The organism is Acetomicrobium sp. S15 = DSM 107314 (assembly GCF_016125955.1).
In the GTDB taxonomy this organism is placed as follows: domain Bacteria; phylum Synergistota; class Synergistia; order Synergistales; family Thermosynergistaceae; genus Thermosynergistes; species Thermosynergistes pyruvativorans.
In genome coordinates this window covers 17551-33389 of sequence record NZ_JADEVE010000171.1, presented here as the reverse complement: position 1 = coordinate 33389, position 15839 = coordinate 17551, and the positions used below count along the sequence as shown (strand labels likewise).

Here is a 15839-nt window from a genome sequence, read left to right as displayed (position 1 = left end):
TTTCTTAGTCTCGCATAACTTTCCTTCTTTCTCTTACATGCTCTCGCTTCCAGACCCACTCTCTTGCGGGGCAGGCGGATGAGGCGAATTTAAGCCTGTGTGGGTTTAGGTTTTGGATGAGCGAAAATTTGCTGGTCAGTATTGTGCGAAGAGCTCTGCCAATTCGGGCTCTTTGAGCCCTGCGCCCAAGCTTATCATGAGAAGGAGCCGCGCTTTAGCGGCGCTTAAGCGTCCGCCAAATATGACGCCTTCGCGGGCCAGGGAAGCGCCGCCGCCGGCGTAGCCGTAGCGCGGCAACACTCGGCCGTTGGGAGAGCGCGAGACCACAACCACGACCATGCCGTGCTCTCGTGCAGCTTTAATTCCTCGATAGAATGCTTCGTTGACGTTGCCCATGCCTACGCCCTCGACCACCAAACCCGCCGCTTTGCGCGCGATCGAGGTCTCGATGTATCGCGCGTCCATGCCTGCGGCGAACGATACCAGGTCCACGTTTTCCTCTATCGCTTCGACGGAAAATTTTCTCGTCTCTTCGATATCTCTGAAGTAAACTACGCCACCTGGGTCCACCTGGCCGAGCAGCCCTGCATCGCCGGAGCTGAAGGCCTTGAGATTTGACGTGTGTTCCTTGCGGACGCTCCGTGCGGCATGTATTTCACCGGCGAAGACCAAAAGCGTTCCTCTCCCGCGGCTCAATGGAGACGAAGCCGCTTCAAGCGCCGCCGAGAGGTTGGCTGGACCGTCGGGGAATGGCTCTGCAGCAGCTCGCTGGGCGCCGGTGAGCACCACTGGTATGGGATTGGGCACGGTGACGTCTAAGAAAAATGCCGTCTCTTCCATGGTAGAGGTGCCGTGGGTTACGACGATGCCATCTGCTTCTTTAGCGGTGAGGATCGCCCGGATTCGACGAGATAGACCGAGCATATCCCGCGGGGTAACGTAAGTGCTGTTTACGCGTGAAAAGTCCTCTACGGTCACATCAACCCCGGGAGGTGGTTCCACCATGAGCTCTTGCCCGCTCAAACCCGCTGCTAAACCTTGAAGATCAGGCCGGTAGACCGTGGCGATCGTCCCGCCTGTGGCCAAAAGATGCACACGACGCTTGATCATCGCTTTCTCTCCTTCGCGCTGCTTTTTTGTAAGTTCGTCTTTTCACCCTTAGCGGGCATTCCTGTTAAGGGCGCTTTGTAACCTAAAATACGGTCTCGAGCAATCACAGCAAGGCAGCCGCTGTGGCCTATGACACGTGTGTTTTCGCCTGGGCCAGGCTCGGCTTCAAAATAGTTACGAGCAGCGCCGTTATTATCGTTCCGGCGAGAATGGCCATGACGTAAAAACCGAGGTTTCCCACGGCGTTTGGGATCGGCAGCACGAAGATTCCGCCGTGCGGGGCCCTGAGCGTGCAACGGAAGTACATGGATAGAGCTCCTGTGACCGCCGACCCGGCCATGATGGACGGTATAACCCGCAGGGGGTCCGCCGCGGCGAAAGGTATTGCCCCTTCCGTTATGAATGATATGCCGAGCACCGCTGCGGCTTTCCCGGCTTCATGCTCTTCCGGCGTGAATTTGTTCTTAGCCATGAATGTGGCGAGGGCGATGCCAAGCGGAGGCGTCATGCCTGCGGCCATCACGGCGGCCATCGGCTCAAAAGTATTGCTTGCGAGGAGCCCCACTGCGAAGGTATAGGCCGCCTTGTTGACAGGACCTCCCATATCCAGCGCCATCATCGCTCCGAGGAGCAGGCCCAAAATAGCCGCATTGGCGCCGCTCATGCTTCTTAGGCCCTCCGTCAGCCAGTCCATGGCGCTTTTCACGGGCGTGCCGATCACATATACCATCAAAAGCCCGACTATCAGCGTCGAAAAGAGCGGCAGGACCAAGACCGGCATGAGTCCTTCAAGGCTTTTCGGCAGTTTTATAGATTTCTTTAACCAGAGCACTATGTATCCTGCTATGAACCCAGCCGCGAGGCCGCCGAGAAAACCGGCTCCTATCTGATTGGCCAGCATGCCGCCTATAAGCCCCGGCGCGAGCCCCGGGCGATCGGCTATGGAATAGGCTATGTATCCGGCTAGCACGGGCACCATCAGGGCGAAAGCCGCTCCCCCGCCTATCTGCATCAAGGCCGCAGCCAGAGACCCCTCTTCTTCGGCGGCATGGATCCCGAAGGCAAAGGACAAAGCTATGCATATACCGCCCGCGACGACTATGGGTATTATGTGAGAGACGCCGGTCATGAGGTGCTTGTAAGCCCCTGTGCGCTGGGCTGATCTCCTCGCGCTTATCTCTTTCGTTTCGGATACGTACTTTTCCGCCGTAACCGTTGCACTTTTGAGAGCTTCATTGATTACAACGGCGCCGTCTTTTATGGCTATACCTGTAGATGTCGTATATACGGGCTTGCCCGCGAACCTTGAAGTATCGACATTCGTGTCGGCTGCTATGATGACTATGTCGGCTTGCGCTATGTCCTCTTCCGTCAGCTGGTTTTCCACGCCCGAAGAACCCATGGTCTCCACTTTTATATCGTGCCCCAGCTTCTGAGCGCCCACTTTTAGCGATTCCGCCGCCATGTATGTGTGGGCTATACCCGTAGGGCATGCCGTTACAGCCACAATTTTGCTCATACAACTCGCCCTCCTTCGCTACTTATCCATCTCTTCTTCTAAGGAAGCTATTACCCTCAAAATTTCCTTCGGCTCTCCGGCCGATCTGAGCCCATCCCTGAAAGAGTCGTGCATCAAGAGTCGCGCCAATTTGGAAAGCGCTTGAAGGTAGACCTTGTCGGCGTCGAGGGGGGCGGCGATTAGGAAGAAGATGTCTGCCAGAGATCCGTCGAGGGAGCTCACGTCTATGCCCTTCTTAGTGCGCGCCATGGCGAGCCCCGGCGACTTGACAGCCGAAGACTTCGCGTGCGGTATTGCGACCCCGTGCCCTACGCCAGTCGTTCCCATCTTTTCTCGGGCCTCTACATCCTTAAGGTAAGCTTCTAAATCTGTGACGACTCCAGCTTCGTTAAGCACGCTCGCCATGGCCGACCAAACCTCTTCCTTTGTTGATGCGTCTAAATCAAGCAGTATTCGATCCTCAGAAAGCAGTTCGCTCACCCTCATGTCCTTACCTCCTCAATTTTGATATCTTTCATTAATGGATACACCCTTTCTCGACTAGTCCTTCCCGGGCCCAACTTGGTCAACGCTGCCGCAGAAAAGGCCGTGGCCAATCTTGCCCGCTCTTCGAAGGAGTACCCGATGTTTTCTCCTGCCACCAATCCCGCCACCATAGCATCTCCCGCACCGACCGTGCTTAAGACTTTCACTTCGGGGGGGATAGTACGGATGAACTTTCCCTTGCTTGCAAAGATTGCCCCCTTTTCACCCATAGAGAGCGCCACCGTTTGGACCCCCGATTTCAAAAGCTCTTTGAGGCCAGATATGATCGCCTCCTCGGTGGGATTCGATATGCCCGCAAGAGCACTGAATTCAGCCAGATTGGGCTTCACGATGTCTGGCCTCGCTTTGGCGGCTTTTTTAAGCGCTTCGCCGCTGGTGTCTACGGCGACGTGCAGCCTGAGCGACTTTAAAAGTATGGTTATTTCGTAAAACAGCTCATCGGGAGCGCCGGGAGGAAGGCTTCCGGAGAGGACGAACCATCGGTGCGTTTTGGCTAAACGCGTGAGTCTCTCTTTTAGGTCGCTGCAGTCCCTTGCGGTGCAGTTGAATCCGGAGAAGTTGATATCGGTAATCTCGCCTTTACTCTCATCGATGATCTTGATGTTCGTCCTCGTCTTGCCGTCGACAGAGACGAATTCGTTGCGAATTTCTCTTTTTTCGAGATACCTCTCGAATAGTTCTTTGTTCTCATTCCCCAAGAATCCGGATGCCGAGATGTCTTCGAGGGCAAAATCCTTCAGAAAAGAAGCTACGTTTAGACCCTTGCCTCCGGCATCGAACCTCTCTCCCTCGGCGCGGTTCACTTTTCCGGGCGAAAAATTAGGCACGAAGATCGTGTGGTCTATTGCGGGATTGGGCGTAACCGTCACGATGGCGGTCATGCAATTACTCCTCCTTCCCCAGCGTATAAAACCTCGGTCTTTCTTTCGATCTCAGAGGTGACGTCTTTATCGGCGTATATATCGGTGATGATGAGATCGAGCTCTTCTAAGTCGCATATCCGGCAGATGCCTCCGAGGCCGAATTTCGAGTGGTCAGCTACGAGAATCTTTTCCCTGCCGGCCATCAACATCCGACGCTTGGTCTCTGCTTCGAGCATGTTCGGCGTCGTGGCGCCAAATTTAACATGCACTGCGTTGGCTGCGAGGAAAACCTTGTCGAAGTGGAGGGTGTTAAGGGCTTCGTTGGCCAGAAACCCCACCAATGATCTGGGCTTTTTCCGCAGGATCCCGCCCAAAAGCCACACCTCCACGGCGGGATCGTCGATGAACGCGTTGGCCACGTCGATGCAGTTCGTCGCGACGGTTATACGGCGGCCGCGGAGGTTTAAGGCGATCTGCAAGGTCGTCGTGCCGGCATCGAGCAATATCGTCTCGTCATCGTTGACGAGCGATGCTGCGGTACGTCCGATCATGGCTTTTAGATCGAGGTTTTGAACCCGCTTTTCCTCGAAAGAGGACTCCAATCCAAACGTTGGAGGCACGGCACCGCCGTGAGTTCTCTTCAAAAGCCGCATCCTCTCCAACACTGCGAGGTCGCGCCTGATCGTGGCCTCTGAGACGCCGAACTCTTTGCATAGTTCGGCGACATATACGGAGTTGCCTCCTTTCAGGATTTCCGCAATTGCCGCTCTTCTTTCCTCTGCGAACATCATGATCACCTATGATCGATTTTGCTCATTTTTGCATATTGTAACATCCTTTCAAATTTTTGTCAACAGGCAAAGTGCTCTCGCAAAATGAGCGGTGCGATTAACTCCCTTTGGTAGCATAAAACCAACCGACAACCTTGGTTTTACCACCACAGAAACGAGCCTTGAATTATGACTACGATCAAGAGCGATACGTCCTTTCGACAATAGAGGCAAGGTGCTTGGTTTGCATGCAGAGGTTTATTACATACAACAGATCGTGGTATAATACTTGTATAATAATAATTAAGCATAAGTATAGATTAAATTAAAGGGGGGATTGCAAATGAAGAAACCGGCAAAGTTTATCCTCTTTCTTCCATTGCTTGCGATGCTTATAGCATATGCGCAGCCGGCCTTCGCTGCAAAGGCAGAGATACAGAGTTTCACCTTCCAGGATATGGCTTCCGATGTCCTTGGCATGAAGGAAGACCTCTCTCCCGACAAAATACCCGATGCACACTTTGTCGTATCCATCAAGGGACTTGGCGCAATTACGGGGGTAAGTCTCAAGGCGATTGGCACCGACAGAGGGTGGGACACGATTCCGGGTAATGACTTATGGGCCATGGTGGTTAAGGATGGTCAGGGTGAAACCTTGACTACGCTCTCGGGGGCACTCTCGGCCCGCCCCTTTCTCGGTTATGTGACTCTTAACATCTACGTCGCCGACGATGGAACGGCTTTCTCTGAAAAGAGAGAATATGAGATTACCGTTTCCTTTGTCGATGGCAGCACTGCAACTGCAAGAACCACCGTTGCCGCCAGGCCAGAAGTCTTAACTGCAAAGCCAGCCGAACCTCAAGTACCTCAAGTAGAGGAGAAGATCTCGGCTGTCCTCTATGGCATCGGAGACAAAGATGTAGTGCAGCGCGGAGAGACCATAAAGGCAGATGGTGTCAAGGATGCCCATTTTCGCATCCGATTCGACGCTATTTCTGTGGTAGAGGAAATCGTCATCCGCAACGTTGACGGCACATCTTCTGCGTGGGACACCGTGCCAGGCAACGGCACCTGGGCTGTGGCAGTCTTTAAGGGCAACGAAATGCGCAATAGGCCAGATGGAAGCGTGAAGTTCGCCGTCGAAGGCGATACGACGTTGGACCTGTGGGTTGCAGATAACGGTTCCATTACCAAGGGCGAAACCCAGTACGAAGTCATTGTGAAATTTAACGACGGGACGACTCTACGCAAAGTAGCTGTGCGAGAGGAAACGACCGGTATAATATCGCAGGAAGGCATCCTCGATGCGGTATTGCAGGTTCCAGGGAAAGGAGACCTGACCTCCAGGAACGAACTGCTCAAAAGCGATGGAAAGGCTGACTGGAAGATCGCAACAGAACTTTCTGCCCGCGGGACCATCGTTAACATCATTGTCAGGGGCGACGATGGCGCAACGGAGTGGGACACGATTCCTGGAAATGGCAAATGGCTAGTTGCGGTGACGGACGCCTCGGGCAAAGTCTTGAATGCAAGCAACGGCTCTGTTTCGATACCTGTCTCGGGCAGAAAAAATCTTAACCTATGGATTTCTGATAATGGCACTATCGTCGAAGGTGACGTAGCATACAAAGTCATTGTGGTCATGAGCGATGGCCGAATCTTTGAGCGATCGGTTACCAGAGATACCGAATCAGCCACGGCTCCGCAGCTTTCAGATAAGATTCGCGCGAAATACTTAGGCAAAGGCCCCAAGAACTACCTCCCGAAGGGTGAAATTTCTACGCTTCTTGCATCGGCAGACGCGAATCCTGATGCCCATGTCAAACTCGAGTTACGCGGCATAAAAGGCACGATTGAAAGCATCACAATTCAGGCCCTCGACGGTGAAAGTGGAACTTGGGACACCATCCCAGGCAATGGGGCTTGGAACATCGTGGTGACCAGGACCGCTTCTGGGAACATCCTTTCTGAGATGGATGGATCTTTCAGAATGGATGTTATTGGTGAGACGGAACTGCACCTGTGGCTTGCAGATAACGGGAAATTTGGCACTTCGCCGGAGAATTTCGAGATCCTCCTTCAACTTGCTGATGGGCAGGTCTTAAGAAATAAGATCACACGCTAATATGTGCCAAAGAAAGAACTAAGTTTGCCTAATGCAGATGGGGTTGCCCTGGTTTGTCATAAGATACCATGGGCAACCCCCGTCTATTACGTGGCAACCTCGACAAGCACTACAAGCTAAGAGTTTCATACACCTTAAAGCGCGCTTACAGGTTTAACGACGATATATAGTCACCTGCTTAGAGAAAAGCTTGCCATTTACGCTCTTTGCCTCTATGGTGATCGTATTTGCACCCATGGCTAATGGCACTTTGGGAATACGCCACTTGCCGTTCAAGTTGGTCTCACCGAACTTCCCAATGAATAGCTGTACATTTCCACCCCCACCGCGGTCACTTTTCCATCGAAGCGAAACAATCCCCGTATCAGATGCGACAGTCCCTTCTAAGTAAACAGAGTTCACATAGACCACGTTATCCTCCACGAGCTTGCCGTCTACAAAAAGAGGACTTATGGAGATGTATGTTTCCAGCGACTCATTCTGAGCGAACGCCACCGAGGCCATCAACGCCACAGCCATAAATACCATAACCATGAACTGCACTTTGAGGCTTCTCTTCATCTACCATACCCCCTTTTATTATTTTACTTGCTAAATAACCACTCTTACACGTTATATAAGAAGACGTATGGTCTTGGAGCTAAAATTTTTATAGAAGTATGTCTGGACGCAGGATCATTAGGATCTGCTTTAAGCGCTTCCATGGCGGCCACACGCCAAGTCACCTTGAGAGGCTTTGCCTTCTGCGAACCAACCCTTTCCGGGTAAGGCATATCCTTGCCCCTGTCTTTTTAGATTTTAATCCTCATGCTGCTGAGACCTTGCATCTCGCAACGTTTATAATAGTCAGTTAAGCAAATTTATCAACAGTTCACCCTTACCTTAGGGCATGAAATAAATCAAACCTTACGATAAACTATCGATGAAAATTAAAACCACAGAGAAAGGCGGGCCATTCTTGAGGATGCGGAGCGATTTGCAAAGCAAATCTTCTGTAAAATAATGGGGAAACCAAGAAGGCATCGGTTGTAAATGAACCACAAAAGAGAGGGCGATCCAAAGTGGACATGAAAGAAGCCTTGATGTTCAAGGGCGCAAGAACCATTTTAGACATTTGTGTGGCTCTTAAACCCGGAGAGCAAGTCGTCATCCTCACAGATATGTATAAGGAAAAGCTGGGCAGCGTTTTAGCTGCAGCAGCCGTCGAGCGAGGCGCAGAGGTCAGCATGATCGTCATGACACCTCGCGAGAGATCTGGGCAGGAACCTCCTAAACCTGTGGCTGAAGCGATGAAGAACGCCGATGTAGTCCTTTTGCCTGTGAGCTATTCGGTCACTCATACCTATGCCGTTAAAAACGCCGCAGCTAACGGCGCCAGGATAGTCGCCCTCACAGAATTCACGGAGGAGATGTTGATCAGTGGGGGCCTTGAGGCTGATTTTCGCGAATTGAAGCCCCTCTGCCAAAAGATCGCCGCGGCATTCAGCGCTGGCAACGAGGTCCGTGTCACTTCTCCCAAAGGGACTGATTTGACCATGGATATCCATGGAAGGCGCGGTAACGCCCTCTATTGCATCGTTGAACCTGGTGAGTTTTCTCCTGTCCCGAATGTAGAAGCGAACGTCTCTCCTTTGGAGGGCACAACAAACGGCAGGGTCGTCGTCGATGCGAGCGTACCGTATCTTGGAATAGGCGTCATCGATGAGCCGATCTACATCGACGTCGAAAACGGCTTTATCGCGAAGATCGAGGGCGGCAGACAGGCTGAGGTCTTACGGAGGGATCTCGAAAGCCATAACGACAAAAACAGCTTCAACATAGCTGAGCTCGGCGTGGGGTTAAATCCCAAATGCAAGCTCATGGGCGTCATGCTCGAAGATGAAGGCGTCCTCGGAACTGCCCACATCGGCATAGGCACGAGCATCACGCTGGGCGGCAACGTAAAGGCCCCTTGTCATTACGATCTATTGTTCTGGGATCCCAAGATCGAAGTGGACGGAAAGCTCATCGTCGATGGCAAAAACATCCTCGTCTGAAGGCTTGGCATATATAGAACAAGGGAAATCAGGCAACGGAGTTTTCTTCGTTGCCTGATGAGATATCAGACACAAGCAATCAACCGTAATTTTTAGGCAAGAAAGCGGTTTTAGCCCATGTGCAGCTACTTTGTTTTCTTAATAAAGCGGCCGCTTAGTTTTTGTTTGTAGGGTACTGAAGCTTTCCCAACCTCTCATCCCACTCGGGCACATTGTCACATAATGGTACATGGCGCAATCAGATGACAGGGCAAAGGTTCATTATAGCGCACAGAATTGGACCTTTACGCTCCGTCGATTAAAGCATATTGCCAAAGAAAGGATATTGCTTTGATGTGATTTATAACTTCTAAGAGAGGGGGTGATCTCATATGAAAGAAAGGCTGAAAAAACGCCTTCGTGAATTGACAGCGTTGGCAGGGGTTTCCGGCGCAGAGCAGGTGGTTGTGGCCTATCTGAAAGACGCATTTTCGCCTTATGCCGATTCGGTTGAGGTGGATAGCTGGGGGAACCTTATTGCGACAAAGAAAGGCAAGCATGAAGGTCCAAAGCTCATGATATCGGCGCATTCCGACGAAATTGGCATGGTCGTTAAAAGCATCCATGGGGATGGGTTTATTAGTTTTGACAGAGTTGGCGAAGTGAGCGACATTTTGCTTCCAGGTAGAAAAGTGATGGTAGGAGGTCACATTCCAGGGATCATTGGGATCAAGGCTGGACACTTACAAAAGGAAGAGGAAAAGGGGAGAGCCAAACCGATCCGGGAATGCTACATAGACGTGGGAGCTTATTCCAAGAGTGAAGTTGAGTCTATGGGCATCAAGGTCGGGGACCGTATCGTTTTCCAGAGTGATTTTATGGAAATGTACAACAAAGATCTCATTTCGACGAAGTCTGTCGATAATAGAATTGGCTGCGCTATATTGGCAGAGTTATTTGCAGACATAACTAAAGATGACTTCAACGGAACCCTGTACGGTGTCGTCAGCGTTCAGGAAGAGATTGGGCTTCGGGGAGCGTGGATGGTCAGCAATAGCGTTCAACCTGATTGGGCGATTGTTCTGGATACAATGCCTTGCGGAGACACTCCAGATGTCAACCCTGAGTCGGAGCTTCCCGTGCGATTGGGCAAGGGTCCGGTGTGCCCTCTTATCGATGGTGTGACGTCGGCTTTTATATCGAACGTGGTGCATCCTAAGGTGAGGGACATCATCGATGAGCATGCCCAAAAAACAGGCGTAAACGTACAGTACGTCACACTGAGCGGAGAATTTTATACGACCGATGCGACAAACATATCGATGGCCGCAATGGGTATTCCCGTCGGAGTCCTTACCGTCCCTCGCAGATACTCTCATTCTCCGGTGGAGCTTTTGGATATAAATGATGCCGTGAAGCTTTTTACTCTCGTCGAGAGCATTGCGAAGTCTAACGGTGCCTATGATATTTCTTTTCTCTAAACTGCAGCGAGAAGCGTAAAATGCGTGACGAAAATTAAGGGAGGATTTGTCAGCATTGCTGTTCAGAATTTTATAGATGAGGAGGTGAACATAAGATAGAGTAAGCAACGAGAATTGAGGGTAAGGGATAAGGACTGGATAATTTTGTGACGAGACGAGAGGAGGAGCGAAAAATGTCAGAGCAAATCATTCGCGTGGCGAATGAACGGGGCGTGTGGCTGATGGCCATACCGATGGTCGTCATCGTCGTCGTGCAGGCTTTGCTCTATTGCAGGCTTGCCTTCAGGGCTGCTGACAAAATTGGATTTCCAAGAGAGAAGTGCTGGAGAGGCTTCAGAGCAGGTGCGATAACGGCCATTGGTCCATGTCTTGCCATATTCATTGTCATGATGGGCATGATGGCCGTCATCGGGGCTCCCATTACGTGGCTCAGGCTCTCTGTCATTGGAGCAGCGCCGACGGAGCTTACGGCCGCTACTGTGGGAGCTCAGGCCTATGGGGTTGAATTCGGCTCCCCAAAATATGACATGATGGCTCTTGCCACATCGTGGTGGACTATGGCGATAAATGGCGTGGGATGGCTGCTGTTAGTCGCCATAATCGGCAAGTACTTGGAAGGCATGAGGGAAAAAATGGGCGGCGGTGACCCGGCTTGGCTTGCCGTAATCTCAGGGGCGGCCATGCTTGGGTGTTTTGCATATCTAAATTCAGGCAGCATATTGGCTGGAGGCCCTCGCCTTGTGGCTGCCGTGACAGGTGGAGTCTCCATGGTCGTCTTTCTAAACATAGCCAAACGGGCCGTCTGGCTCAGGGAGTATTGTTTGGGGATCGCTATGATAATCGGCATTGTAGCAGCAGCTATGATGTGAGAGGAGGGAGCGACGGATGATCACGAGGGAAGAGTTTGCCAAGATCTGGGACGAGCCCATAGTGAAGTTGGGGACTATTACACTTATAGTAGCAGTGGTCTTTAGCTTCCCGCCGAGCCTCTATCTTTACTTTAAATATGGAGTCTTTCCACCACTGCCTCTTGCGCTCAAGGCTTGGGGTATGATCGCCACCATCTTTGGAGCCTTCTACATAGTTGAGCCCATCTCATACTATCCCATCTTAGGACTCTCTGGGACATACATGTCATTCTTGGCTGGCAACATTTCTAACCTACGGCTTCCATGCTCGGCCATGGCCCAAGAGGTCGTAGGCGTAGAGCCCGCCACGCCTGAAGCGGAGATTATTTCTACGCTGGGAATCGCCGGCTCTATCATCATTAACGTCATCTTCCTCACTGTGGGAGCCATTGCTGGATTTGCTCTCCTCCGTCTATTTCCCCAGGCGGTGGCCGATGCCTTGAAGAACTACGCAGCCGCGGCGATCTTTGGGGCCGTCTATGGGCAGTTTTCGTTACGGTATCCCAAGGTTGCTATTATTGCACTTCCGATACCTCTCATCGTAATAGGGCTTTTGAAATTTCCAGCCTGGTCGGCTATTGCGATTTCAGTATTCGGCACCATCGGTATAAGCCGGTGGTTATATGTCAGTAAGAAACTCTAAAAAGGGAGGGTCTTTCATGCCGTCCATAGAGGAGATAAAAGAAGAGGCTCGTAAACTACAAGAAGAGCTCGTTGCCTGGCGAAGACACCTCCACCAGTATCCTGAGGTGGGGCTTGATGTTCCCAAGACTGCAGCCTTTGTTGCAGAACTATTGCGTGAATTTGGTCTGGAGGTCAGAACAGGCGTAGGTGGCCACGGCGTCGTGGCTCTTCTTAGAGGTAAAAAACCGGGCAAAACCATAGCCATAAGGGCCGACATGGACGCCTTGCCAATAAACGAGGAAACCGGTCTTCCATTTTCCTCAAAGATTGAAGGACGTATGCACGCCTGTGGACACGATGCCCACATGGCTATGGCACTTGGTGCAGCCAAGCTGCTTTCTCGGCACAGAGAAGAGCTTGCTGGAAACGTCAAGTTTTTGTTCCAGCCTGCGGAAGAAGGTCCAGGCGGAGCCAAGCCTATGATCGATGACGGAGCGCTCGAAAATCCCAAAGTTGACGCCATAGTGGGCCTTCATACAGGTTGTATCTGGAAATCTGATAAGCCGGGGGAGGTTTATGTCAGTCATGGCCCTATGATGGCTTGCCTGGACCGGATTGACGTAACGATAAAAGGCAAGGGGGGACATGGCGCCATGCCTCATCAGGCTGTCGACGCCATTGTCATTGCCTCTTGTGCGATCTCTACGCTTCAGTCTATCATCAGTCGAGAGTTAAGCCCTGTAGAACCTGCGGTTGTCACCATAGGCAAAATCGAGGGTGGAACGGCCTATAACATAATCTCAAGCGATGTGCGTTTCTGCGGCACAGTGCGCGCCCTGAAACAGGAACTCCGTGAATTCCTTGACAAAAGAATTCACGGGATCCTCAACGGGATTGTGCAAGGCATGAGGGGTGAACTTGAATATGCCTATACTTATGGCTATCCGCCTCTTGTAAATGACGCTGAATTCACCGAGCGCTTTGCCAGAGTGGCAAAAAGGGTTGTGGGAGAAGAAAACGTGAAGGAGATACCCGAGCCTACTATGGGTGGCGAGGATATGGCCTATTTCTTAAACGAGGTCAAAGGCACTTACTTCTTTCTCTCCAGCTGTAATCCCAACAAAGGTCAAATATATCCTCACCACAACTCGCGCTTCGATATTGATGAAGATATCCTTCAGCTTGGGGTAAGTCTGTTTTGTGCTGCGGCGATAGATTATTTGGAAAGTTAAAAAGCGTGAGGAATATAGGCCTGTCAGTGCTGTCCTTTCACGGAGTTTAAGGGCAGAGGAAAGAGGCCTGCGCTCGCTAACCCCAAACTGCAATCATCCATGGGGTTAGCGAGCGCTTCTGCCTTATCACCGCATGACTACCGAAATATACATCGTTCTATGTATAGGTATGCCCTATCTCGATTCCGCTTGTCATAACGCCTAATTCGAGCCCGGATTATCTAATGAGCGGATTGAGTTGCACGCAAATCTTTTGTTCAGCCTCTTGGCTCTATAGTGTGATGACAAAGATTATCCTCGGAAGCAATCCGAAAGGCTGTGATGTTTACTTCTTCAAGACGTCCTGTGCTACCAGCGCATTCATCAACGCGAAAGCTTCTCCTTTAACCTTCTCCAAGTAGAGTTTTGTATCCTTCGATCCTCGCCAAGTCCACCCACCACCACCGGCTGTTGCAAGCCAATCCTTCCAATCCTGGTCGTGGGCCGCTTCATAGCATGCTTCTTCAAGCTTGGCCTTTATTGAGTCAGCTACTCCCTTTGGCACCGCAACCACCCTCATGCTCCCCCACACGCAATCGTATCCCAATTCCTTAAATCGCTAAAAGGACCTGAAAGGGGGAGTAGGCGGCACAGTAAAACTCTATGATCGAAATCATCGCGACAAACAGGTAAAGCACCTCTTTCCTGACGCTGCATATTTTCACGTAATGTCTGCCAAATAATAGCAAGGTGTCGTAGATCAGCAGCGATGAGGCGAGCAGAGCGAACAACATTGCTCTCACCACGTCAGCCTGATCTACAAGTAGTTGTGGGCCGGGAATCAGACCATGGATCATGAAAACGCCCAACGTCACAGCGGTAACCGCATCGCCTGATATGCCAAAAAGGAGCATGGGTACGACAGCGCCGGGACACATGGCGTTATTTGCAGCCTCAGCGGCCGCTGTTCCCGCGTAAGTTCTCTTGTCCTTATGCATCGATGGCTTGCTTCATCTATGCCGTTTAAGGCAAAGCTTTTGGTAAGCGGTAATTTCACTTTGATTTTAGGTGAGGCGACTCAGATGATTGACTTCCATGATACTTGGGGTATAAATTAACCTTTAGATTAAATGAAAGCAGTCAGAGGTTGTAATCCTTAAGAGAGTAAGAGTTGAAAGTTCTGAGGATGGGGCATTTCGTGGCGAGGAGTAAACCCTGAGGCAATTTGCGATCAAGTTGCCGAAAGTTGGGTTTGTCATGCTAACGGATAAAGGGGCAATCTTGGAACGGTGTTGTCAGCATCTCGTAACCTTGGGCAAGATGCAAGGCGGTTATATCACTTATGACGTCATAAGTGATATTTTGAGTGATGCCCAATGCGATCTCTCTTTAGAGCTAATCGACTTAGTTTATGAGCGCCTAACTGCAGAGGGGATAGAGTGTGTCGATCGCCTGCCCGAAAGTGAGGTCTTAGAGAGAAGACAACAGCATTTTTATGAAGAAAAACGCTCAAAGAATCTACCTGAGCCACAGCCGAGAGCAATATCCAGAAGACGACGTAAAAGGCATGCATGGCACTTAGAGGATATGGAGCCGGAAGCGGAAGTTGACGTTTTGGCCTTCGTTCGATACCGCGGCCTTTCGTCGATAGAGACCTATCAGTCGTCAGAGCATTGGGACTCGAACGAGGTCGATCTTCTGAGGGTCGATTTGCCGAAAGTGTTTGGGAATGTTTTTGAGAAGGATAGCGAGGCGTGTAGCGATCCAAGCCAAGATATTTTTGCTGATCCCATTGTGAAGATATTACTGCATGACATTGCTCGAATAGAAAAAATGACAGCCGCTGAAGAGAAGGAGCTATCTCGCTTGGCTGAAGAGGGCGATCAAGACGCCGCCGCGCGCTTGATCGAAGCAAATCTTATTCATGTCTTTAGGCAGGCGACAAATTATATCGGCCAAGGTTTGGAATTCCTCGACCTATTTCAGGAGGGGTGCATCGGCCTGATAAAGGCGGTTGAGAGGTTTGACTGGAGGGAGGGAAAACGGTTAATGTCCTACTCTGCCTTTTGGGCTTTACAAGCGATGAGTAGGGCTATTGCCGACTATGGCCGAACTATTCGACTGCCAGTTCACGTGGTAGATGCCATCAAGCAGCTACGAAGCGTTACAAGCCACCTCTATAAAGTTTACGGAAGGGAACCGACAACAGCAGAAATCGCTGGCGAAATGGGTTTATCCGAAGAAAAGGTGTGCGAACTGCAGATTCTTTCTCAGCCCGTTGTGTCCTTGGAGGCTGTTTTAGCTGAATGGAAAGAGGAAGAAACGTATCCGGGTTGGTTTTTAGCAGCAGACAACGTGCTTTTGGATGATGATATAGACGAGTATGTTGATCAATCTATAATGCGCGAAGTTATTCCGAAGATTTTAGAAAGGTTGCAGCCAAGGGAAAAAGAAGTTTTGCAATTGCGTTTTGGCCTCGATGGAGATAGGCCGCAAACTTTGGAGCAAATTGCGCAACGCTTTGGTTTAACGCGCGAACGCATACGGCAAATCGAAGCTAATGCCATAAAAAAGCTGAAGCGTCTCACATACCGCATCATATTTCAAATAGTTCAGTCTATTTTCGATTAGCAATCTTTATTGCTTAACGGATTTTGAGGGAGGAAG

Annotated in this window: 15 protein-coding genes; 7 read left to right on the top strand and 8 right to left on the bottom strand. The window is 50.8% G+C overall.

Annotated features, from left to right (window positions below; all coding sequences use genetic code 11):
- Window positions 1–135: 135 nt before the first annotated feature.
- The 5 genes from EZM41_RS04095 to EZM41_RS04075 all read right to left on the bottom strand — a co-directional run bounded on the left by EZM41_RS04095 (window position 136) and on the right by EZM41_RS04075 (window position 4829).
- On the bottom strand, window positions 136–1110 hold the full coding sequence (locus EZM41_RS04095; protein WP_198469781.1) for an asparaginase: 975 nt from the start codon (window positions 1108–1110) through the stop codon (window positions 136–138).
- A 127-nt stretch (window positions 1111–1237) separates the two neighbouring features.
- Complete coding sequence (locus EZM41_RS04090) at window positions 1238–2629, bottom strand: PTS fructose transporter subunit IIC (RefSeq protein ID WP_198469779.1); 1392 nt, start codon at window positions 2627–2629, stop codon at window positions 1238–1240.
- A gap of 18 nt (window positions 2630–2647) precedes the next feature.
- On the bottom strand, window positions 2648–3115 hold the full coding sequence (locus EZM41_RS04085) for a PTS sugar transporter subunit IIA (RefSeq protein WP_198469777.1): 468 nt from the start codon (window positions 3113–3115) through the stop codon (window positions 2648–2650).
- Window positions 3112–4056, bottom strand: a complete 945-nt coding sequence (gene pfkB / locus EZM41_RS04080; RefSeq protein ID WP_198469776.1) for a 1-phosphofructokinase — start codon at window positions 4054–4056, stop codon at window positions 3112–3114. Before pfkB ends, EZM41_RS04085 begins: the two co-directional genes overlap by 4 nt.
- A complete protein-coding gene (locus tag EZM41_RS04075) occupies window positions 4053–4829 on the bottom strand; it encodes a DeoR/GlpR family DNA-binding transcription regulator (protein WP_232619045.1) in 777 nt (258 codons plus the stop codon). The genes pfkB and EZM41_RS04075 overlap by 4 nt, the downstream gene beginning before the upstream one ends.
- 322 nt (window positions 4830–5151) lie before the next feature.
- Here EZM41_RS04075 and EZM41_RS04070 point away from each other — a divergent pair, with 322 nt between their 5' ends.
- Complete coding sequence (locus EZM41_RS04070) at window positions 5152–6933, top strand: hypothetical protein (RefSeq protein ID WP_198469774.1); 1782 nt, start codon at window positions 5152–5154, stop codon at window positions 6931–6933.
- A 153-nt stretch (window positions 6934–7086) separates the two neighbouring features.
- On the opposite strand, the gene EZM41_RS04065 is transcribed toward EZM41_RS04070, so the two are convergent.
- Window positions 7087–7494 carry a hypothetical protein gene (locus EZM41_RS04065; RefSeq protein WP_198469772.1) on the bottom strand — a complete coding sequence of 136 codons (408 nt, stop codon included), beginning with the start codon at window positions 7492–7494 and terminating at the stop codon, window positions 7087–7089.
- 506 nt (window positions 7495–8000) lie between these two features.
- On the opposite strand from EZM41_RS04065, the gene EZM41_RS04060 reads away from it, so the two are divergent.
- The 5 genes from EZM41_RS04060 (at window position 8001) to EZM41_RS04040 (ending at window position 13193) form a co-directional block, all read left to right on the top strand.
- Complete coding sequence (locus EZM41_RS04060) at window positions 8001–8969, top strand: aminopeptidase (RefSeq protein WP_232619048.1); 969 nt, start codon at window positions 8001–8003, stop codon at window positions 8967–8969.
- 371 nt (window positions 8970–9340) lie between these two features.
- Window positions 9341–10429, top strand: coding sequence for a M42 family metallopeptidase (locus EZM41_RS04055; RefSeq protein ID WP_198469768.1), 1089 nt, complete (start codon window positions 9341–9343; stop codon window positions 10427–10429).
- 173 nt (window positions 10430–10602) lie between these two features.
- Window positions 10603–11298, top strand: coding sequence for a DUF5058 family protein (locus EZM41_RS04050; RefSeq protein WP_198469766.1), 696 nt, complete (start codon window positions 10603–10605; stop codon window positions 11296–11298).
- 16 nt (window positions 11299–11314) lie between these two features.
- On the top strand, window positions 11315–11980 hold the full coding sequence (locus tag EZM41_RS04045) for a hypothetical protein (RefSeq protein WP_198469764.1): 666 nt from the start codon (window positions 11315–11317) through the stop codon (window positions 11978–11980).
- Window positions 11981–11996: 16 nt separating this feature from the next.
- A complete protein-coding gene (locus EZM41_RS04040) occupies window positions 11997–13193 on the top strand; it encodes a M20 metallopeptidase family protein (protein WP_198469762.1) in 1197 nt (398 codons plus the stop codon).
- Window positions 13194–13518: 325 nt separating this feature from the next.
- On the opposite strand, the gene EZM41_RS04035 is transcribed toward EZM41_RS04040, so the two are convergent.
- Both EZM41_RS04035 and EZM41_RS04030 read right to left on the bottom strand, forming a co-directional pair.
- Window positions 13519–13752, bottom strand: a complete 234-nt coding sequence (locus EZM41_RS04035; protein ID WP_198469760.1) for a hypothetical protein — start codon at window positions 13750–13752, stop codon at window positions 13519–13521.
- Between the two features lie 31 nt (window positions 13753–13783).
- Window positions 13784–14170 (bottom strand): tripartite tricarboxylate transporter permease, encoded by a 387-nt coding sequence (locus EZM41_RS04030; protein WP_198469758.1) that lies wholly within the window; start codon window positions 14168–14170, stop codon window positions 13784–13786.
- Between the two features lie 283 nt (window positions 14171–14453).
- Here EZM41_RS04030 and EZM41_RS04025 point away from each other — a divergent pair, with 283 nt between their 5' ends.
- Entirely contained in the window at window positions 14454–15803 is a 1350-nt protein-coding gene (locus tag EZM41_RS04025; protein WP_198469755.1) for a sigma-70 family RNA polymerase sigma factor, read from the top strand.
- The last annotated feature ends 36 nt before the right edge of the window (window positions 15804–15839 follow it).

Coding starts and splice junctions, on each gene's coding strand:
- EZM41_RS04095 (WP_198469781.1), bottom strand. CDS start 1,110: ATGATCAAGCGTCGTGTGCATCTTTTGGCCACAGGCGGGACGATCGCC.
- EZM41_RS04090 (WP_198469779.1), bottom strand. CDS start 2,629: ATGAGCAAAATTGTGGCTGTAACGGCATGCCCTACGGGTATAGCCCAC.
- EZM41_RS04085 (WP_198469777.1), bottom strand. CDS start 3,115: ATGAGGGTGAGCGAACTGCTTTCTGAGGATCGAATACTGCTTGATTTA.
- pfkB (WP_198469776.1), bottom strand. CDS start 4,056: ATGACCGCCATCGTGACGGTTACGCCCAATCCCGCAATAGACCACACG.
- EZM41_RS04075 (WP_232619045.1), bottom strand. CDS start 4,829: ATGATGTTCGCAGAGGAAAGAAGAGCGGCAATTGCGGAAATCCTGAAA.
- EZM41_RS04070 (WP_198469774.1), top strand. CDS start 5,152: ATGAAGAAACCGGCAAAGTTTATCCTCTTTCTTCCATTGCTTGCGATG.
- EZM41_RS04065 (WP_198469772.1), bottom strand. CDS start 7,494: ATGAAGAGAAGCCTCAAAGTGCAGTTCATGGTTATGGTATTTATGGCT.
- EZM41_RS04060 (WP_232619048.1), top strand. CDS start 8,001: ATGAAAGAAGCCTTGATGTTCAAGGGCGCAAGAACCATTTTAGACATT.
- EZM41_RS04055 (WP_198469768.1), top strand. CDS start 9,341: ATGAAAGAAAGGCTGAAAAAACGCCTTCGTGAATTGACAGCGTTGGCA.
- EZM41_RS04050 (WP_198469766.1), top strand. CDS start 10,603: ATGTCAGAGCAAATCATTCGCGTGGCGAATGAACGGGGCGTGTGGCTG.
- EZM41_RS04045 (WP_198469764.1), top strand. CDS start 11,315: ATGATCACGAGGGAAGAGTTTGCCAAGATCTGGGACGAGCCCATAGTG.
- EZM41_RS04040 (WP_198469762.1), top strand. CDS start 11,997: ATGCCGTCCATAGAGGAGATAAAAGAAGAGGCTCGTAAACTACAAGAA.
- EZM41_RS04035 (WP_198469760.1), bottom strand. CDS start 13,752: ATGAGGGTGGTTGCGGTGCCAAAGGGAGTAGCTGACTCAATAAAGGCC.
- EZM41_RS04030 (WP_198469758.1), bottom strand. CDS start 14,170: ATGCATAAGGACAAGAGAACTTACGCGGGAACAGCGGCCGCTGAGGCT.